At 63.8% G+C, this 18,029-nt stretch carries 17 protein-coding genes, 1 tRNA gene and 2 pseudogenes; 5 read left to right on the top strand and 15 right to left on the bottom strand.

The window, feature by feature from the left end; genetic code table 11:
* Positions 1–229 (top strand): annotated as a pseudogene (locus tag EP165_RS11435) (dihydroorotase); the annotation flags it as partial.
* Between the two features lie 13 nt (positions 230–242).
* Here EP165_RS11435 and EP165_RS11430 read toward each other — a convergent pair.
* The 8 genes and pseudogenes from EP165_RS11430 to EP165_RS11395 form a co-directional block, all read right to left on the bottom strand.
* Positions 243–1,187: pseudogene (locus EP165_RS11430) on the bottom strand (3-hydroxyacyl-CoA dehydrogenase NAD-binding domain-containing protein); the annotation flags it as partial.
* Positions 1,184–2,092 carry a 3-dehydrocarnitine:acetyl-CoA trimethylamine transferase BcoG gene (gene bcoG, locus EP165_RS11425; protein ID WP_127522508.1) on the bottom strand — a complete coding sequence of 303 codons (909 nt, stop codon included), beginning with the start codon at positions 2,090–2,092 and terminating at the stop codon, positions 1,184–1,186. The gene bcoG and the pseudogene EP165_RS11430, both read right to left, overlap by 4 nt.
* A 145-nt stretch (positions 2,093–2,237) precedes the next feature.
* Entirely contained in the window at positions 2,238–3,065 is an 828-nt protein-coding gene (locus EP165_RS11420) for an ABC transporter ATP-binding protein (protein WP_127522506.1), read from the bottom strand.
* Positions 3,062–3,916, bottom strand: a complete 855-nt coding sequence (locus tag EP165_RS11415; RefSeq protein ID WP_127522504.1) for an ABC transporter ATP-binding protein — start codon at positions 3,914–3,916, stop codon at positions 3,062–3,064. The genes EP165_RS11420 and EP165_RS11415 overlap by 4 nt, the downstream gene beginning before the upstream one ends.
* Before the next feature lie 2 nt (positions 3,917–3,918).
* Positions 3,919–4,827 carry an ABC transporter permease subunit gene (locus EP165_RS11410; protein ID WP_127522502.1) on the bottom strand — a complete coding sequence of 303 codons (909 nt, stop codon included), beginning with the start codon at positions 4,825–4,827 and terminating at the stop codon, positions 3,919–3,921.
* A gap of 10 nt (positions 4,828–4,837) precedes the next feature.
* On the bottom strand, positions 4,838–5,842 hold the full coding sequence (locus EP165_RS11405) for an ABC transporter permease subunit (RefSeq protein ID WP_127522500.1): 1,005 nt from the start codon (positions 5,840–5,842) through the stop codon (positions 4,838–4,840).
* Between the two features lie 171 nt (positions 5,843–6,013).
* Positions 6,014–7,609: an ABC transporter substrate-binding protein gene (locus tag EP165_RS11400; protein ID WP_127522498.1), complete on the bottom strand. Its 1,596-nt coding sequence runs from the start codon at positions 7,607–7,609 to the stop codon at positions 6,014–6,016.
* Positions 7,610–8,290: 681 nt separating this feature from the next.
* A tRNA-Ile gene (locus EP165_RS11395) sits at positions 8,291–8,366 on the bottom strand.
* Positions 8,367–8,505: 139 nt separating this feature from the next.
* On the opposite strand from EP165_RS11395, the gene EP165_RS11390 reads away from it, so the two are divergent.
* Positions 8,506–9,222: an SIMPL domain-containing protein gene (locus tag EP165_RS11390; RefSeq protein WP_127522496.1), complete on the top strand. Its 717-nt coding sequence runs from the start codon at positions 8,506–8,508 to the stop codon at positions 9,220–9,222.
* A gap of 73 nt (positions 9,223–9,295) precedes the next feature.
* On the opposite strand, the gene EP165_RS11385 is transcribed toward EP165_RS11390, so the two are convergent.
* The 4 genes from EP165_RS11385 to EP165_RS11370 all read right to left on the bottom strand — a co-directional run bounded on the left by EP165_RS11385 (position 9,296) and on the right by EP165_RS11370 (position 11,290).
* Positions 9,296–9,652: a hypothetical protein gene (locus EP165_RS11385; protein ID WP_127522494.1), complete on the bottom strand. Its 357-nt coding sequence runs from the start codon at positions 9,650–9,652 to the stop codon at positions 9,296–9,298.
* A 147-nt stretch (positions 9,653–9,799) separates the two neighbouring features.
* Entirely contained in the window at positions 9,800–10,390 is a 591-nt protein-coding gene (locus tag EP165_RS11380) for a GNAT family N-acetyltransferase (RefSeq protein ID WP_127522492.1), read from the bottom strand.
* Positions 10,391–10,392: 2 nt separating this feature from the next.
* Positions 10,393–10,806, bottom strand: a complete 414-nt coding sequence (locus EP165_RS11375) for a ketosteroid isomerase-related protein (RefSeq protein WP_127522490.1) — start codon at positions 10,804–10,806, stop codon at positions 10,393–10,395.
* A 37-nt stretch (positions 10,807–10,843) separates the two neighbouring features.
* The gene (locus EP165_RS11370) at positions 10,844–11,290 is read right to left on the bottom strand and encodes a YcgN family cysteine cluster protein (protein ID WP_127522641.1); all 447 of its coding nucleotides are present in this window, start codon (positions 11,288–11,290) and stop codon (positions 10,844–10,846) included.
* A 156-nt stretch (positions 11,291–11,446) separates the two neighbouring features.
* Between EP165_RS11370 and EP165_RS11365 the strand changes: the two genes are divergently transcribed.
* Together EP165_RS11365 and EP165_RS11360 are read left to right on the top strand one after the other, a co-directional pair.
* Complete coding sequence (locus tag EP165_RS11365) at positions 11,447–13,186, top strand: OmpA family protein (protein WP_127522488.1); 1,740 nt, start codon at positions 11,447–11,449, stop codon at positions 13,184–13,186.
* Positions 13,187–13,369: 183 nt separating this feature from the next.
* A complete protein-coding gene (locus EP165_RS11360; RefSeq protein WP_127522486.1) occupies positions 13,370–15,484 on the top strand; it encodes a DUF294 nucleotidyltransferase-like domain-containing protein in 2,115 nt (704 codons plus the stop codon).
* Positions 15,485–15,495: 11 nt separating this feature from the next.
* Here the strand turns inward: EP165_RS11360 and EP165_RS11355 are convergent, their stop codons facing one another.
* A complete protein-coding gene (locus tag EP165_RS11355) occupies positions 15,496–16,365 on the bottom strand; it encodes an SDR family oxidoreductase (protein ID WP_127522484.1) in 870 nt (289 codons plus the stop codon).
* A gap of 122 nt (positions 16,366–16,487) precedes the next feature.
* Here EP165_RS11355 and EP165_RS11350 point away from each other — a divergent pair, with 122 nt between their 5' ends.
* On the top strand, positions 16,488–17,114 hold the full coding sequence (locus tag EP165_RS11350) for a LysE family translocator (RefSeq protein ID WP_127522482.1): 627 nt from the start codon (positions 16,488–16,490) through the stop codon (positions 17,112–17,114).
* Positions 17,115–17,118: 4 nt separating this feature from the next.
* Here the strand turns inward: EP165_RS11350 and EP165_RS11345 are convergent, their stop codons facing one another.
* Together EP165_RS11345 and EP165_RS11340 are read right to left on the bottom strand one after the other, a co-directional pair.
* Positions 17,119–17,613: a helix-turn-helix transcriptional regulator gene (locus EP165_RS11345; protein ID WP_127522481.1), complete on the bottom strand. Its 495-nt coding sequence runs from the start codon at positions 17,611–17,613 to the stop codon at positions 17,119–17,121.
* A gap of 119 nt (positions 17,614–17,732) precedes the next feature.
* Complete coding sequence (locus EP165_RS11340; protein WP_127522479.1) at positions 17,733–18,014, bottom strand: HlyU family transcriptional regulator; 282 nt, start codon at positions 18,012–18,014, stop codon at positions 17,733–17,735.
* Positions 18,015–18,029 lie beyond the last annotated feature (15 nt).

Genomic DNA, 18,029 nt, shown 5'->3' with positions numbered 1-18,029 from the left:
CACCATGCCGCTGCTCGCCCATGTGTTCGAGGAGGAAGGCGCTCTCGATCGCCTCGAGGCTTTCGCCTCTCTCAACGGCCCGGCCTTCTACCGCCTTGCGCCCAACGACACCCGCATCACGCTCACCAGACAACCCGACCCCGTCGCCTTCCCCGCAAGGATCGACACCCAAGACGGACCCGTCACCGTCTTCGATCCAGGCTTCAAGGTGAGGTGGGCTGTCACCTGAGCTTCTCGGGCCTCAGCGCCGCCTCATGCTTGTTGATCACGCCGCCTGCCCCGCTGCCGCTCGCCTTCAAGACCCGCATGATGCCGACCAGATTGTCGTCGCGCAGCCGTTCCAGCGCCCGGATCGACATATGGCCCGATTGCGCATCGGACTGATCGGAGATCAGATCGACCAGCTCGTCGGTGAATTCCGGCACGTCCATCAGCTTGGTCCACGGCCAGGCAAGTGCGGGGCCGAACTGCGCCATGAAATGCCGCATGCCGGCTTCGCCACCGGCGATGCGGTAGGTTTCGAACAGGCCCATCTGGGCCCATCTCAAACCAAAGCCCATACGGATCGCCTCGTCGATCTCCTCCGTCGTCGCGACACCGTCCTTCACCAGCCACAGGCTCTCGCGCCACACGGCTTCGAGCAGCCGGTCGGCGATATGCGCGTCGATTTCCTTGCGCACGGTGAGCGGGAACATGCCGATCCCGCGCAGAATGTCGGCAGCACGGCCGGTTTCGGCGGCGTCGCCGACGAGTTCGACCAGCGGCAGCAGATAGACCGGATTGAACGGGTGAGCGACGATCGCGCGTCCGCCCTGGGCATTCAGCTCGGATGGCTTGAAGCCCGAGGTGGACGAGCCGAGAACCGCATCGGCCGGTGCCGACTTCTCGATCTGCGCAAACACCTTGTGTTTCAGGTCGAGCCGCTCGGGCACGCTCTCCTGAACCCAGGAAACGCCGGCAACCGCTTCGGCAAGTGAGCCGCGAAAGGTGAGCCGTCCCTCGTCGGGCATCGCCTGATCGTAAAGTGCCGGCAGGCTGCGCCGCGCATTTGACAGCACTTCGTCGATCTTGCGTTCGGCTTCGGGGTCTGGGTCGAATAAGGCGACATCCCAGCCATTGAGCAAGAACCGCGCGGCCCAGCCGCCGCCGATCACACCGCCGCCGACAATGGCCGCTTTCTTGCTCATTTCGGCGCCCTCTTCGTCAGGCCGAGCTTTTCGCGAACTTCCGCCGGGCCAATCACCCGCGCCCCCAAATTCTCGATGATCGAATGCGCTCGCTCCACGAGCTGCCAGTTCTCGGCAAGCACACCCTTGTCGAGCCAGAGATTGTCTTCGAGACCGACCCGCACATTGCCGCCCGCGAGCACCGCAGCCGCGGCAAATGCCATCTGGTTGCGGCCAAGCGAAAAGGCCGAAAACGTCCAATCGTCCGGCACGTTGTTGACCATCGCCATGAAGGTGTTGAGGTCGTCCGGCGCGCCCCAGGGCACGCCCATGCAAAGCTGCACCAGCGCAGGGCCTTCAAGCACACCTTCCTTCACCAGCTCCTTGGCAAACCACAGATGCCCGGTGTCGAACGCCTCGATCTCCGGCTTCACGCCGAGCTCGGTCATCATCGCGCCCATGGCGCGCAGCATGCCCGGCGTATTGGTCATCACATAGTCGGCTTCGGCGAAGTTCATGGTGCCGCAGTCGAGCGTGCAGATCTCGGGCAGGCACTGAGCGACATGCGCCACGCGCTCGCTTGCGCCGATCATGTCCGTGCCGGCTGCCGGCGGCAGCGGCGCGTCGACACCGCTGAAAACGATGTCGCCGCCCATGCCGGCGGTGAGGTTCAGCACCACGTCGACGTCCGCCTCGCGCACCCGCTCGGTCAGCTCGCGATAGAGGTCGAGTCGCCGCGATGGGGCGCCGCTCTCGGGGTCACGCACATGGCAATGCACGATCGCCGCACCCGCCTTCGCCGCCGCGATCGCGCTGTCGGCAATCTGTTTCGGCGAACGCGGCACATGCTGGCTGCGGTCCTGCGTGCCGCCGGAACCGGTGACAGCGCAGGTGATGAAAACCTCGCGGTTCATTTGAAGCGGCATCGCTCAACCCTCCCTGAAGGCGCAACATGGCTGCGCCCGCGCTCGGCGGATATCTGGAAAGCGCCAGCGAAAGTGAGATTCGCGCCGTCGCCGCTGTTCCGCATGGATTTCGGATGCCGGGCGGCCCCGCCAGGACCGTACCGGGTTAGGCCGCCCTGCGCTCCAGCCGCTTCCTGATACTCTCCACATCGGCGCGCGGCGTCGCGGCAAACAGCGTGCGTGTGTATTCGTGCTGAGGGTCGGAAAACACCGCGTCGCGCGTGCCGTATTCCACCGCCTCGCCGAAATACATAACCATCACGTCGTCGGCGATGTAACGCACAACCGACAAATCATGGCTGATGAATACATAGGTGAGACCGAACTCGTCCTGCAAATCGGCCAGGAGGTTCAGCACCTGCGCCTGCACGGAAAGATCGAGCGCCGAAACCGGCTCGTCGAGCACCAGCAGGCGCGGGTTGAGCATCAGCGCGCGGGCAATCGCGATGCGCTGGCGCTGGCCGCCGGAAAACATGTGCGGGTAGCGGTTGAAGTGCTCCGGCTGCAGGCCGACCTTGGTCAGCATCGACATCGCGCGGTCGCGCCGCTCGGCCGCCGGCACATCCGAGTTGATGACCAGCGGGTCCATCAGCACATCGCCGATCTTCTGGCGCGGATTGAGCGAACCGTAGGGGTTCTGGAACACGATCTGCACCTTGCGGCGCATCTCCGCGGAAAGCCGGCTGGCGGTGATGTCCACCTTCTCGCCGTCGATGAAGAGCTCGCCGGCAGTCGGCGCGTCGATCATCGTGATGATGCGCGCCAGCGTGGATTTCCCGCAGCCGGACTCGCCGACAATCGCCAGCGTCTTGCCCTTTTCCACCTTCAGGCTGACATCCTTCACGGCGTGAATGGTGCGGCCCTGGCCGAAAAGCCCGCCACTGATGTGGTAGTCGCGCACGATGCCCCTGGTTTCGAGAACGGTCTCGCTCATGCCCGGTCTCCTTTGTAGGGCGCATCCTCGAAGGCGAAATCCGACACGGTCGGCAGCCTGTCGCCGGTGGCGTTTTCCGGCAACGCCGAAAGCAGCGCGCGCGTGTAGGGATGCTCAGGCGTCTCGAACAGCGACAGCACGCCGGCCTCCTCCATCTTGCGGCCCTTGTACTGCACGATCACGCGGTCGGCCGTTTCCGCCACCACACCCATATTGTGGGTGATCATGATCATGCCCATGCCCTGCTCGGCCTGCAGCTGCATCAAAAGGTCGAGTATCTGCTTCTGGATCGTCACGTCGAGCGCGGTGGTCGGCTCGTCGGCGATCAGCAGCTTCGGATTGCAGGCAATCGCGATGGCGATCATCACGCGCTGGCACTGGCCGCCCGACATCTGATGCGGGTAGTGGCCGAGCCGGTCTTCCGGGTCGGGAATGCCGACAGCTGCAAAGAGCTCGATGGCCCTTTTGCGCCGCGCCTTGCGATCCAGCCCCATATGCTGCTTCAGCGCTTCCTCGATCTGGAAGCCGACGGTGAAACACGGGTTCAGGCTGGCGATCGGCTCCTGGAAAATCATCGCGATATCCTTGCCCACGATGCGCCGCCTTTCCGCCGGCGAGAGATTGAGGATGTCGCGGCCCTCGAACGCCATGCGGTCCGCTTTCACGGTCGCCGTCCACGGCAACAGCCCCATCACAGCCAGCATCGAAACGGACTTGCCGGAGCCGGATTCGCCGACGATCGCCAGCACCTCTCCTGCGTCGACCGACAGCGAGATGCCGTCGACTGCACGCAGCGGTCCGGCAGCGGTGTCGAAGGTGACGGTCAGGTTCTTGATTTCAAGCAGCGCCATGGTCACGACCTCTTCAGCTTGGGATCGAGCGCGTCGCGCAAACCGTCGCCCATCAGGTTGATGGCGAGAACGGTGATCAGGATGGCAAGGCCCGGGAACGTCACCACCCACCAGGCGCGCAGAATGAACTCGCGCGCTTCGGCCAGCATGGTGCCCCATTCGGGCGTCGGCGGCTGTGCGCCCATGCCGAGGAAGCCGAGTGCCGCGGCGTCCAGGATTGCGGTCGAGAACGACAGTGCGGCCTGCACGATCAGCGGCGCCGTGCAATTGGGCAGGATGGTCCTGAACATCAGACGCAGATTGCCTGCACCTGCCACGCGGGCGGCAGTCACATAGTCGCGGTTCTTTTCCGCCATCACGGCAGCGCGCGTAAGCCGCACATAATGCGGCTGCTGCACCAGCGCGATCGCGATCATCGCATTGGTCAGGCCGGGTCCGAGCACCGCAACAAGCACCAGTGCCAGAAGCAGCGACGGGAACGCCAGGATGATGTCCATCACCCGGGTGATCGCCGTATCGGCCCAACCGCGGAAATAGCCGGCGACGGTGCCGATCAGGATACCGCTGGTCAGCGCCAGCAGCGTCACGACGACGCCGATGAACAGCGAATAGCGCGCGCCAAACAGCAGCCGCGAAAGCATGTCGCGCCCAACCGCGTCGGTGCCGAGCAGATAGGCGGCGCGTCCGCCCTCCTGCCAATAAGGCGGCACCAGGATCGCGTCGCGATATTGCGCATTGGCCGCGTGCGGTGCGATCAGCGGCGCGGCGAGGGCCAGAATGACCAGCAGGATGAAAAAAACCAGGCCGATCACCGCGCCCCGGTTCTCGGAGAAATAGTACCAGAACTCGGCAAGCCGCGCGCTGCGCGAAGGGTCCTGCATTTTGGCCTGGGTGGCGGAAGCGTCTGTCATGTCAGCCCCCTCAATGCCGGATTCGCGGATTGATCAGCCCATAGAGCAGATCGACGAGGAGGTTCACCAGCATGATGATGCCGGCGATGATGAGCAGCCCGCTCTGGATGACCGGATAGTCGCGCTTGAACACGGAATCGACCATCCATTTGCCGATGCCCGGCCAGGAAAAGATCGTCTCGGTCAGGATGGCACCGGCCAGGAGCACGCCGACCTGCAGGCCGATCGTGGTGACCACCGGTATCAGCGCGTTCCTGAGCGCATGGATGCCCACCACGCGGAACGGCGGCAGCCCCTTGGCGCGGGCCGTGCGCACGTAATCCTCGCCAAGCACCTCCAGCATTGCAGAGCGCGTTTGGCGGGCAATCACCGCCAGCGGGATCGTACCAAGCACGATGGTCGGCAAAATGAGATGCGATACGGCCGACTTGAAGGCACCGGCCTGGCCGGAAAGCAGCGAGTCGATGAGCATGAACCCGGTCACAGACGGAAAATAATAGAGCAGCGAGATGCGGCCGGACACGGGCGTCCACCCGAGCGTTCCGGAAACCAGGATGATCAGAAGCAGGCCCCACCAGAAGATCGGCATGGAATAGCCGACCAGTGCCGTGCTCATGATCGCCTGGTCGAAGAACGAGCCGCGTTTGATGGCGGCAAACACGCCCGCCGGCACGCCGATGAAGACGGCCAGCAGGATGGCGCAAAGCGAGAGCTCCAGCGTCGCCGGAAACAGCGTCAGGAAGTCGTCCAGAACCGGCCGTTTGGTGACGATCGAACTGCCGAAATCGCCGCTCAGCACATCTGTCAGATAATCGAAATACTGCACCGGCAGCGGCCGGTCATAGCCGAGCTCGTGGCTGATCTTCTCGTACCGTTCGGGCGCCATCACACGCTCGCCGGACATCAGCATCACAGGGTCGCCTGGCAGCACGCGAATGAACGCGAAGGCGATGATGGACACACCGATGAAGGTCGGTATCAGGACGGCCAGCCGTCCAAGGACAAATCGAAGCATCTCGGTTCGATCTCCGGTATTTGCAGGCGCTGCACAAGAGGCGGCTCGATCTCACGATCGCCTTTTGCACGGCGTTGCGTCCCGTCCACACAAACCCGTATCGCCGGATAATGCAAACGAGACGCGCCGGTTGCCCGGCGCGCCTCCAGATATTGTTGTCAGGTCAAGCGGCTACTCGGCGATATCGACGCCGGAGAAGCTGTGAATGCCGAGCGGGTCCATAACGTAACCCTCGACTTCCTTGCGCATCGGCATCACGACCAGCGAATGGTCGAGCGTGACCCACGGCGCCTCGCGCTTGAACACCACCTGCGCCTCTTCATAGAGCTTGGTGCGTTCGTCGCGGTCGGATGTGCGCTTGGCCTTGTTGACGAGAGCGTCGAACTCCTCGTTGCACCACTGCGCGCGGTTGTTGCCGCCGACCGCATCGCAGCCGAGCAGAGTGTGGAGGAAGTTGTCCGGATCGCCGTTGTCGCCGGTCCAGCCAAGCAGCACCGCACCGTCGCGGTCGACGTCCTTCGAACGGCTCAGATATTCGGCCCATTCGTAGGTAACGATCTCGACATTGACGCCGACAGCCGCGAAATCAGACTGGATAAGCTCGGCCGCGCGGCGCGCATTGAGCATGTAGGGACGCGCCACCGGCATCGCCCAGACCTTCATCGAAAGGCCGGAAGCGCCGGCTTCCTCGAGCATCTTCTTGGCGGCTTCCGGATCGTAGGAATCGTCCTCGACCGCGTCGTTGTAGCTCCACATCGTCGGCGGGATCGGGTTCTTGGCCGGCTTGGCCTGCCCCTGGAACACCGAATCGATGATCGCTTCCTTGTTGATCGCCTTGCTCAGCGCCTTGCGCACCTGGGCGTTGTCGAAGGGAGCCATCTGCGTGTTGAAAGCGAGGTAGGCGATGTTCAGGCCTTCCTGCTCCATCACCTTGAGGTCCGGGTTTTCCTTCATGCCTGCCACGTCGGCGGCATTCGGATAAGGCATGATGTGGCATTCGCCAGCAGCGAGCTTCTGTGCGCGCACCGCAGCATCGGTGGTGATGGCAAAGACCAGGTCGTCGATCTTTTCGCGGCCTTTCCAGTATTCGTCATGCGCGCGATAGCGGATCACGGCATCCGTCTGGTAGGCAACGAACTCGAAAGGACCGGTGCCCAGCGGCTGCTGGTTCATCAGCTGCATCTGGCCGTCGGCTTCGAGCTTGTCTGAGTACTCCTTGGACACGATCGAAGCGAAGTCCATGCCGAGATTGGCCAGGAACGGAGCTTCCTGCTGCTTGAGCGTGATCTTGACCGTCATGTCGTCGACCTTTTCGATCGACGAGATCAGGTCCGGAAAGCCCATGCCGTTGAAATACTCCCAGGCGCCGCCCGCAACATAGTTGTGCCACGGATTGTCTTCCTTGAGCTGGCGCTCGAACGAAAAGACGACATCGTCGGCGTTCAGGGTACGGGTGGGCGTGAAGAAGTCCGTCGTCTGGAAAGCGACGTCGGGACGCAGGTGGAAAGTATATTCGAGGCCGTCGTCGGAGACGTCCCAGCTTTCGGCCAGCGCAGGCTCGATCTCGGTCGTGCCCTTCTTGAACTCGACCAGGCGGTTGTAGATGGTGCGCGGCGACGCATCGAAGGTGGTGCCGGCGGTATAAAGACCGGGGTCAAAACCCTCCGGGCTGCCTTCCGAGCAGTAAACGAGCGTCTTTGCGCTCGCGGCACCACTGAGCATCGTCGCGGCCAACAGAGTTGCCGCAAACGTGTATTTGTTTCGCATGGAAAATCTCCCTGTAGTCAGAGCCGTTCTCACTCCCGGCTCGTGCGGCGGCCATATAAACAAGCTTCCCCGAACGGGGGAACACCCATGACCGTCCGAGCGCAACAAATGCAATTTTTGTTCGTTTGAGGCTGTGTTTTCACAACAATTCGCCATCGGAGCGAGTTTTTTCCTGCCTGCAGGCAGTCGCCGTGGTTTTATTGCCGCGCGGTATAACAAAACTGCCGCTGGGGAAAGGTCAGACGACAAGCTGCTTTGCCGACATCTTGCCGCGCAATAACAAAGGGTGCCTGCCGGCGCTCGCCGCGGACCGGGCGATTTCGCTGGCAAAACCGGGTTTGGTAGAGGTGAGAGGAGTATCCTCGAACCGGAACAAGGCCGCGACTGCGGCCCGGGCTTGCGCCCGCCCCCGCGGAGCCAGCGATCACGGCGAGTTCGGCGTGAGCGAAAAGTTGGCGGAGGTGAGAGGAGTATCCTCGAGCCGGAACAAGGCCGCGACTGCGGCCCGGGCTTTCGCCCGCCCCCGCGGAGCCGGCGAGCGCAGCGGGTTCGGCGTGAGCGAAAAAATGGTGCAGGTGAGAGGAGCATCCTCGAGCCGGAACAAGGCCGCGACTGCGGCCCGGGCTTTCGCCCGCCCCCGCGGAGCCGGCGAGCGCAGCGGGTCCGGCGTGAGCGAAAAAATGGTGGGCCCGGCAGGACTCGAACCTGCAACCAAGCGGTTATGAGCCGCTGGCTCTAACCATTGAGCTACAGGCCCCACGACGCGCATCGATAGTGATTTTTGCCGCGCCGCACAAGCCATGCCCCACTGCGCCCACAATCCATGTCTACGCGGCTGGGAATGCATACCCGCCATGCACCGCGAGACGGGGTGAATGCGCAATCAGGAGATCACCATGAAGCACTTCTTGACCACCACCGCCCTTGTCGCGGCACTGCTCGTACCGTTGCCGGCCATGGCGCAGCAGGCGCCGCAGCCGCCGCGCATTGTCGTCACCGGCGCGGGCGAGGCGGCGGTCAGGCCCGACATGGCGATCGTCAGCCTTTCGGTCATGCGCGAGGCCGCAACCGCGCGCGAGGCGCTTGATGCCAACAACGAGGCGATGCGCGCAGTCATCGCATCGCTGAAAGAAGCCGGCATTGCCGACCGCGATCTTCAGACGTCCGGTCTTTCGATTCAGCCGCGCTGGGACTACCAGCGCGACGGCGACGGAAATCAGACGTCCAAGCTCGCGGCCTATCAGGTGTCAAATGCATTGACCGTGCGGGTGCGCGATCTTGCCAAGGTCGGCACCGTGATCGACAGTTCCGTAACGCTCGGCGTCAACCAGGGCGGTTCGATCAGTTTCACCAACGCCGACCCCGAAGCCGTTATCGATCAGGCGCGCCGCGACGCGGTGGAGGACGCCACACGCAAGGCCCGCACATTGGCCGACGTGGCCAATGTGCAGCTCGGCGGCGTCTTCGAAATCACCGAACAGTCAAATCACCCGATGCCGGTCCCTTTCGGGGCACGCGCCATGCGCATGGAAGCGGCTGAGGCGGTCCCGGTCGAAGCCGGCGAAAACGCCTACAGCGTCAGCGTCACCATGACCTTCCTGCTTGAGCAGTAGCCGCCGCGCAGACGCAGAAAAAGAAAGGCCGGCAAATTTGCCGGCCTTTCCGTATCTGGGGAGATGAGTGCGCTTAGTGCCAGCGAACCACCGGGCAGTTCGGCGCCTTGGCGAAAGTCACCACCACACGCTGGCGGTGCTTGCGGCCGGCCACACTGATCACGCGGCGGTTTTCGCTGCGCACGCGGGCGCGGTGGATACCCATGCGGTCAGCCTTGTTCAGCGCGCGCTGGGGGCTGCACGTCGCCCGGTGGTAGCGGCGCTGACCGCCCCAGTGACGGCGGCTGGAATCGCTGTGAAACCCGAAGCTCGGGCCGTTAGGCGTAATACCGAAATAGAAGCTGTCGGCCTGCGCGGTGGCCGGAGCGGCGGCAAGGGCGCCGAGGCCGATCACTGCGGAAAGGGCGGCGGTCCTGATTTTCTTGAACATGATTGGCTCCTTGGCTGGGTTGGCGCGGGCTCGCTGCCCGGGCAGATGGAGCGGACAATGCACCGCCGCCTCTGAACCGGGGCGGAACCTCCCGTTCATCTGCCATTCATGTTGACCGGACTGCCAAAGGGCACGCCGCCCGATGCCTCACATCAGCGTTTTGTGCCAGTACTCCATAGGCTTTGCCGTCTCGCCCGCTTCGCCGATATCCTTCCAGGAAAACGTCGTCGTCACGCCCGCCAGGCGCCGGTAGCCCCGGTTTTGCCAGAACCTGTCCAGCGGCCGGTAGCTGTCGGGGCGCGCGGGGTGGCTTGCAGGCCGCATCACTGCCGAGAACACCGTTTCGGCAAAACCGGCATCCCGAGCCGCCTTCTCGCGCTCCTCGAAGAACCGCACGCCGGCACCTTGCCCGCGATACGCGGCTTCGAGCACCGATTCGCCAAAATAGAACATCCGATCCAGAGGCATGCCGCGCGCCACCAGCGGCGCGGCAAACTCTTCATGATGATCTGCGAGCGGCGACGCGGTTGCCGCACCGACCAGCCGCGTGCCCGCGAATGCGCCGATCACAACCGCGCCGGATGAAGCGAGGAAACGGTCGAGATAACCGCGCTCGTAATCGATGTCGCCGTCGTAGAGATAGGGATATTCACGAAATACCGTGATCCGCAGCCGCGCGAGATCATCGAAGACGCCGGAGAACCGTGCGCTCGGCAGCGGAGCGACCCGGATCGTCACCGTCAGCCCTTTTCGACCTGGGCGATCCAGTCGGAGAGATTGTAGTAGGTGGTGACACGCGAGATCAGCCCGTCGTCGATCTCGAAGAAGATGCCGGCCGGCAGGCTGTAGCTCTGTCCGCCCGCCGGGGGCAGCCCTTCGGCGGTCTCCAGATAGGTGCCGCGCACGGTGAATTCCGCAGCCGCGCGCCGGCCGTTTTCATCCACCATCACCACGATATCCGACAGCGCTTCGCGATAATGACGGTTCATCGTCGCCATGAACCAGCGGAATCTGTCGCGGCCGATCTCGCGCCCGCCCTGGTTGATGTCGTGCACGATGTCCTCGTGCAGGCACGCCAGCATGCCGTCGACATCGCCTTTGTTGAATGCGTCGAGGTAACGCCCGATCAGTGCTTCGGCTTCCGTTCTGTTCATGCTGCGCAACTCCTGCCGCTGTTGGTGTGCCGTCCGCTCACGGCTCCGCCGCCAGCATGTGGTCGAGATAGTCATCCGTATCCGGCAGTTCATCCTCGCGCGCGGTCACGCGCCCGCGCATGGAAATGCCGGCTTGGTGCACGCTGTCGGCGCTGCCCGAAACCAGCGGGTGCCACCACGCCAGATCCCGCCCCTCCGCAACAATGCGGTAAGCACAGCTCGACGGCAGCCAGGGAATGGTGGTCACGTTCTCCGGCGTCAGCTTAACGCAGTCCGGCACACGGGCGGCGCGGTTTTCATAGTCGGTGCAGCGGCACAGATCGGCGTCGAACAGGCGGCACCCGACGCTGGTGAAATGGATTTCGCCGGTATCTTCGTCTTCAAGTTTTGCCAGACAGCATTTGCCGCAGCCGTCGCAGAGCGATTCCCACTCCAGCGCCGACATTTCAGCCAGTTTCTTGGTCTTCCAGAACGGGTCCGACATGTGGCGACAACTGGGCTTTTCAACTGCGTTCGTCAAGCAATACGCAGATTTCCGCCGCCAAACCGTCAAACTGTGCGGATAGGTCAAAAGCGGGATGTGGGCCGAGGGGCGGCTCGAAAAGCTGGCGTAGTCACGCCGGCTGCGAAGGAGAACGAAATGATAAAGACACGAAATCGAACTATTTCCGCTGGCACGGCACTCGCACTGCTGATGACCGCGCCCCTTTATTCCGCACAGCTGTCCGCAGCGCCCATGAATTCCGGCATTCCCGCCATTCCTCAATCGCAGACCGGCACACCGCCGCTCGTCCTCGCACAGGCCTCGATTGAAGAGTTGCGCAAGCGCCTCGAGGAAGAAGAACTCACGGACGAGGAACGCCGACTGATCGAAGATCAGATCGAGGCGATGGAAAACGCAACGAGCGAAGAGGCCCCGGCCGCCGAAGAGGCAGCTCCCGCGGAAGAAGCTGCCCCGGCTGAGGAGGCTCCTTCAGAGGAAGCGCCTGCGGCCGAAGAGGCTGCTCCGGTAGAGGAAGCGGCTCCCGCCGAAGAACCCGTAATGGAAGAAGCCGCACCTGCGGAAGAAGCAGCGCCCGAGGCCACCGAGCCGGCCGCTGAAGAGCCCGCAGTCGCCGAGGAAGCGGCTCCCGTGGAGGAAGCAGCACCTGCCGAGGAGCCGACGGCCGAACAGCCCGCCGAAGCCGAAGCTGCGCCTGCAGCGGAAGAAGCGGCGCCTGAAGAGAAGGCCGAGCCGGCTGCTGAGGAAGAGACCGGGGAATCGGCCGTGACCGACGAAGAAAACGCCGCTCCGGTTCTCGACAGCCAGAAGGAAGCCGAGCTCTCCGGCGAAGCAGGCGGCGAGGCAAATGCCGCCGTAGCCGTCGAGGAGGAGCAGGCACCACCGCCCGAATCCGACGAAGCGGCACAAGCCGAGGCCGTACCCCAGGCGTCGCAGCTTCAGTCGGCGACCGCCGCTGAAGGCACGCGCGTCGAGGAAAGCCAGGCGCAGGCTCGCGTGGAAAAGCGCAGCGATGCCGAGATCATCGGCGAGATCGCCGGACGCGTGATCATGTCGCTTGCCGGCCGTCAGGTTGTCGGTTCCGATGACCGCGGCCGCCTGCGTCGCGATGCCGACGAGGTCTATTACGAGGAGCTGCGGCGCGGCCGCACCCGCGAGACGATCATCCGGCCCAACGGCACGCAGATCGTAACCATCCGCGACCGCTACGGTGACATTATCCAGCGTTCGCGCATCACGCCGGACGGCCGCGAGTATATTCTCGTCTACGCCGGCGATCGCGACCGCGACGATGACGGCCGCCGAGGCCGCTGGCGCGATCCGGGCAGCGATCTGCCGCCGCTGCGCCTGCGCATACCGGTGCGGGATTACATTCTCGATGCCCGCCGCGTCGACGATGCCGACCGCTATTACGAGTTCCTCGACAAGCCCCCGGTGGAACGGGTGCGCCGTCTCTATTCGCTTGACGAGGTGCGTTATTCCGCCCGCGTTCGCGACAGCGTGCGCCGGATTGACCTCGACAACGTCACCTTCGATTTCGGCTCCGCCGCGATCGGCGAAGGTGAAGTGTCGAAACTCAACTATCTGGCCGACGCCATGGCACGGCTCCTCGACGAGAACCCTGCCGAAGTGTTCCTCATCGAGGGCCACACCGACGCGGTCGGCACAGACGCGGCTAATCTGTCCCTGTCCGACAGGCGTGCCGAAACGGTTGCCCGGGCATTGACCGACGTGTTCGATATCCCGCCGGAAAACCTGGTCACACAGGGTTATGGCGAAGCCTATCTCAAGGTGAACACCGAGGAGCCGAACCGGACCAACCGCCGCGTAGCGGTGCGGCGCATCACGCCGCTTGTGGCGCCGGTCGCCAGCCGCTGACCCGGCACACGCTCTTGAATTGCCACAATTCAGGAGTGAGATAAGGCGTTCCCTGCCCCATCCCCAATCATGGGGATCGGCATCAAGGCCCGGCCGTCCTCCAGCGGCCGGGCTTTTTCGCATCTGATCTGGATCAAGTGCTTCAGTCGGATAATGTGGTGCCTTCGGTTGGGAGGGCCGCGCATGATCGTCACCGGAGCCACGCCGCTTGCCGCGCTCGACGCGGTTGCCATCGACACCGAAACGACCGGGCTCGACGCGCGCAACGACCGCGTCGTTCAGATCGGTCTCGTGGCCATCGAAAATGGCCGGCTGGCGCCCGAAACGGTGTGGGAGCGGCTGGTGGACCCGCGCATCGCCATTCCCGCCCGCTCAACCGCGATCCACCGCATCACCAACGCCATGGTGCGCCAGGCGCCGAACTTCGTCGAGGCCTGGCGCGAGGCGGAAACACATATTCAGGGCCGCATTCTTATCGGATACTCCGTCGGCTTCGATCTTGCGGTTCTTGCGAATGAAGCCGAGCGCAGCGGCATAGCCTGGGCCAAACCCCGGTCGCTGTGCGTGCGCCTTCTGGCGGCAACCGCAAACCCCAACCTGCCCGACTATTCGCTGGAGGCGCTGGCAAGCTGGCTTGGCGTGGAAATGCATGCGCGCCACCAGGCGCTGGGTGACGCACGCGCCGCGGCAGACATCTTCATTGCCATGGTGCCGAAACTGGCCGAACGCGGCATCCGCACGCTTGCCGAGGCGGAGCGTGCCTGCCTGCAGCTCACCGAACAGCTCGAAACCCACGTCCGCGCCGGTTGGACGGAGCCGGTCTCGCGGCCCGAAATGTTCCGCTCCTTCGTCGCCGTCGACCCCTACGCCTACAAGCACCGGCTGCAGGACCTGATGAGCGCCCCACCTGTGTGCGTCGGCACAGAGACAAGCGCGCGCGACGCCATGGTGCTGATGCTCGACCGCAAGATCAGCTCGGTTTTCGTGTCCGACAGCGGCCGGGCGGGCGGCAAGGTCGGCGAGTACGGCATTCTCACCGAGCGCGATCTGATGCGCCATCTCGCCTCGAACGGGGCTAATGCGCTGAAGGTCAATTCAGGCGAAATCGCCACGCGTCCGCTTGTCTCCATCCGGGAGCAGGCTTTTGCCTACCGCGCCATCGGCCGCATGGCGCGGCGCAAGATCCGCCACCTTGCGGTACGCAGCGACGACAACGACCTTGTCGGCGTGATCTCGGCGCGCGATCTGCTGAAGCTGCGGGCGAGTGCCGCGATCAATCTCAATGACCGCATCGAGGACGCCGCCACGGCATCGGACCTCGCCGCGGCATGGTCGCAGCTGCCCGGTGTCGCCACCTCGCTTCTTGTCGAGGGTATCGAGGCAGCCACGATTGCCGAAATCGTCAGCGAAGAGCTGCGCGCCGTCACCCGCCGCGCGGCCATATTGGCCGAAAGCGCCATGGCGGCGGAGGGTCTGGGCGCCCCGCCCTGCCCCTATACGGTCATCGTTCTGGGTTCGGGCGGCCGCGGCGAAAGCCTGCTCGCCGCCGATCAGGACAACGCGATCGTTTTTGCCGAGGGCGAACCCGGCGGCGAAAACGACCGCTGGTTCGCTGCGCTCGGCGAGCATATGGCGCCGATCCTCCACGAAGCCGGCATTCCGCTGTGCAAAGGCGGGGTGATGGCGAAGAACCCGCAATGGCGCGGTTCGCTCGCCACCTGGAAAGCGCGTGCCGCCGACTGGGTGCGCCGGTCGCGGCCCGAAGACCTGCTCAACGTCGATATCTTCTTCGACCTCTACCCGGTTCACGGCGACTACGCGCTCGCAAGCGACCTTCTGTCGGCGGCGTTCGCGGCAGCAAGCGGCCAGGTTCCGTTCGCCAAGGCGCTGGGCGAGCTGGCCGCCCGCCCTCCCAATGCCTTCACCATGCTCGGCGGCTTCCGTACGGAGCACGGACGCATCGATCTCAAGATGCACGGCCTCTTTCCCGTCGTCGCTTTCGCCCGCGCTCTGGCAATCCGCCATGACGTGCAGGCGCGCTCGACGCGTGAACGCCTGGCCGGCCTGCGCGCTCTCGAAATCGGCGGCGATGCCGATTTCGCCCGCATCGCAACGGCTCATGGCAAGGTGATCAGATTTATGCTGGCGCAGCAAAGCCGTGATCTCCTGGCCGGCATCCCGGTGTCGAACAAGGTCGAGGTCGCAGCGCTTACATCGGATGAGCAGGCCGAGCTCAAATCCGCGCTGCGGGTGATCCAGCTGGTACCGGACCTGGTCCGGGATCTGATGTTCAGGTAGCTCGCCGGCCCCTAACTCACCATGCCGCCGACCTTGGTGTCGCTCTTGGCGAACACCTCGTCCGGCACAAAAAAATCGGCTGCCAGCGGACCCGTCGCGCCGGGCGCGTATTTCGCAAAATCGGTCACGCCCGCATCGCGCAGCACCAGCTCGTCGATGAAGAAATTGCCGGTCGTTTCGCGCGACGGTTTGATGACGATCTCGTGGAATGCGTCAGCCATGATGTCCGACGTGCGGCTCATCGCAGCGACGGTTGCCCCGCCCAGAAGGTTGCGCACCGCGGCGGTGTCGATCGCTGTCAGCGGCCACAGCGAATTGACTGCGATGCCATCCTTCGCGAACTCCGCGCTCATGCCCAGCGTACACATCGACATGCCGAATTTCGCCATCGTGTAGGCGACGTGGTTCTTGAACCATTTGGCTTCCATGTCGAGCGGCGGCGCCAGATTCAAAATGTGAGGGTTTTTGGCTAACTTCAGATGCGGAATACACATTTTCGACACGAGAAACGTGCCGCGCGTGTTGATCTGGTGCATCAGATCGTAGCGCTTTATGTCGGTCGCCAGCGTGCCGGTAAGCTGGATCGCGCTGGCGTTGTTCACGCACACATCGATGCCGCCAAACTCGGCGACGGTTTTCTCCACCGCCTCCGCCACTTGCATCTCGTCGCGTATGTCGCAGATCACAGGCAGCGCCTTGCCGCCAGCTTCCACGATCTCCTTGGCCGCAGTGTAGATCGTGCCAGGCAGCTTCGGATGTGGGTCGGCGGTCTTCGCCGCGATCGTCACATTGGCGCCGTCGCGCGCCGCCCTCAGAGCGATCGCGAGGCCTATCCCGCGCGACCCGCCGGAGATGAAAACGGTCTTGCCTTTAAGTGACATGGTGCGGCCTCCTCGGTTGCGTCGCGCAATCGTCGCGCGGCGCTCTCGTCAAGGCAAGCGTCCATATTGAAATTGCCGGCCGCCGGTGATTTGGTCGGCGGCAACGGACGAGGAGATTGCCTGTGATCGACCTGACCACCCTCATTGCATATATCGTAATTGTCACCGGTTTCGTGTTCATTCCAGGACCGGCAACGCTGCTTACCATTGCGCGAGCAACCAGTTCTGGCGCCCGCGCCGGGCTCGCGACGGGCCTCGGTATTGCCGCTGGCGACATCATCCACACGTTCCTCGCAATCGTCGGCATATCGGCCATCATCGCGGCTTCGGCGGTGCTGTTCAGCATCATCAAATATCTAGGTGCGGCTTACCTGGTCTATCTCGGCATCAAGGCATTCCTGGCCAAGGCACCAACGGACATGAGTTCGGGAATACTGCCCGTTTCGCCACGCCGCGCATTCCGTCAGGCCATTCTGGCAGAAGTCCTCAATCCGAAGACCGCGTTGTTCTTCCTGGCCTTCCTGCCGCAATTCGTGAACCCGCAGGCAGGCCCAGTTGCAGTCCAACTCGTTACGCTGGGCGTAATCTTCGTCCTGTTGGGACTAATGAGTACCGTGGTGTTTGCGCTCGGCGCCGGTGGCCTCGGTAACTTCCTGCGCCGCAATCCGACTGTCCTGCGCTGGCAGGGCAAGGTCGTGGGCGGCATCTACTGCGCGCTTGGCGTACGCCTTGCGATGCAGGACCGTTAATGCCCTAAACCTGCACCAGCCCCTGCCGCATGGCGATCGCGGTTGCGTCGGTGCGGTTCACGGCGCCCAGCTTGGCGATGATCGAGGCGACGTGGAATTTCGCAGTGTGCACCGAGATGTTGAGCCGGCGCGCAATCACCTTGTTGGGCGCGCCTTCGGCGAGCAGCGCAAGCACCTCGAGTTCACGCGGCGAAAGCACCGGAATCTCTCCCGCATCCTCTGCCGTGTCCGCCGAACCGTCTGCGTTGTCCTCAAGCAGGCCCACATCGCCGTCGCGGCTGATGCGGTAGCCGGCGGCCGCCAGTTTCGCCGCAGCCGCCACCAGTTCCGCCGGCGCATCGGCCGGCAGCGCGCTCAAATCGTCGTGCTTTTCGGCTTCGGTCGCCTTTAGCGGCGCGCGGCGCTGCGCTTCCCGGCGTTCGAGCCGAAAGCCCGGCACGTCGTCGGTTTCGACCGCGGATTCAACGTCGAATGTCCGGTCAAGATCGTCCAGCAGCATAGCGGCTCCCCTTGTTTCTTGTGCCTGGCCCGCAGCCAATTCTGCAACATGTAGGTATTTGCGGCGGCAAATCCATCAACTGGCCCACAATAGGCGGTGAGACAGGCCCGACGCGCCGCCTACTGGCGAAACATCGCATCGCCCTGTTCGTCGATGATCTGCTTGCCCTTGCGCAGCGTGATCCCGATCGCGTCGTCAAGCGAGGTCGTTTTGTCCGCGCGCACGAAACGGTGTTCTTTCGTCTCGCCGTCGACGTCCTTGGTAACGACGCCACAGACCTGATACTGCCCGCCTTCGGCATAGGGCGTCGCACGCACCAGGTAGCCTTTGTGCTCGACAGGCTCTCCGCCGTCGACAGGCTCATCCCCGCCGCCGCCAAAGAGCTTCTTGAAAAACGACATCACTATCCTCCGCTC

The organism is Mesorhizobium sp. Z1-4 (assembly GCF_004000235.1).
Classification (GTDB): Bacteria; Pseudomonadota; Alphaproteobacteria; order Rhizobiales; family Rhizobiaceae; genus RCIO01.
The sequence above is the reverse complement of the archived record's forward strand: the minus strand, read 5'-3'. Positions and strand labels throughout refer to the sequence as shown.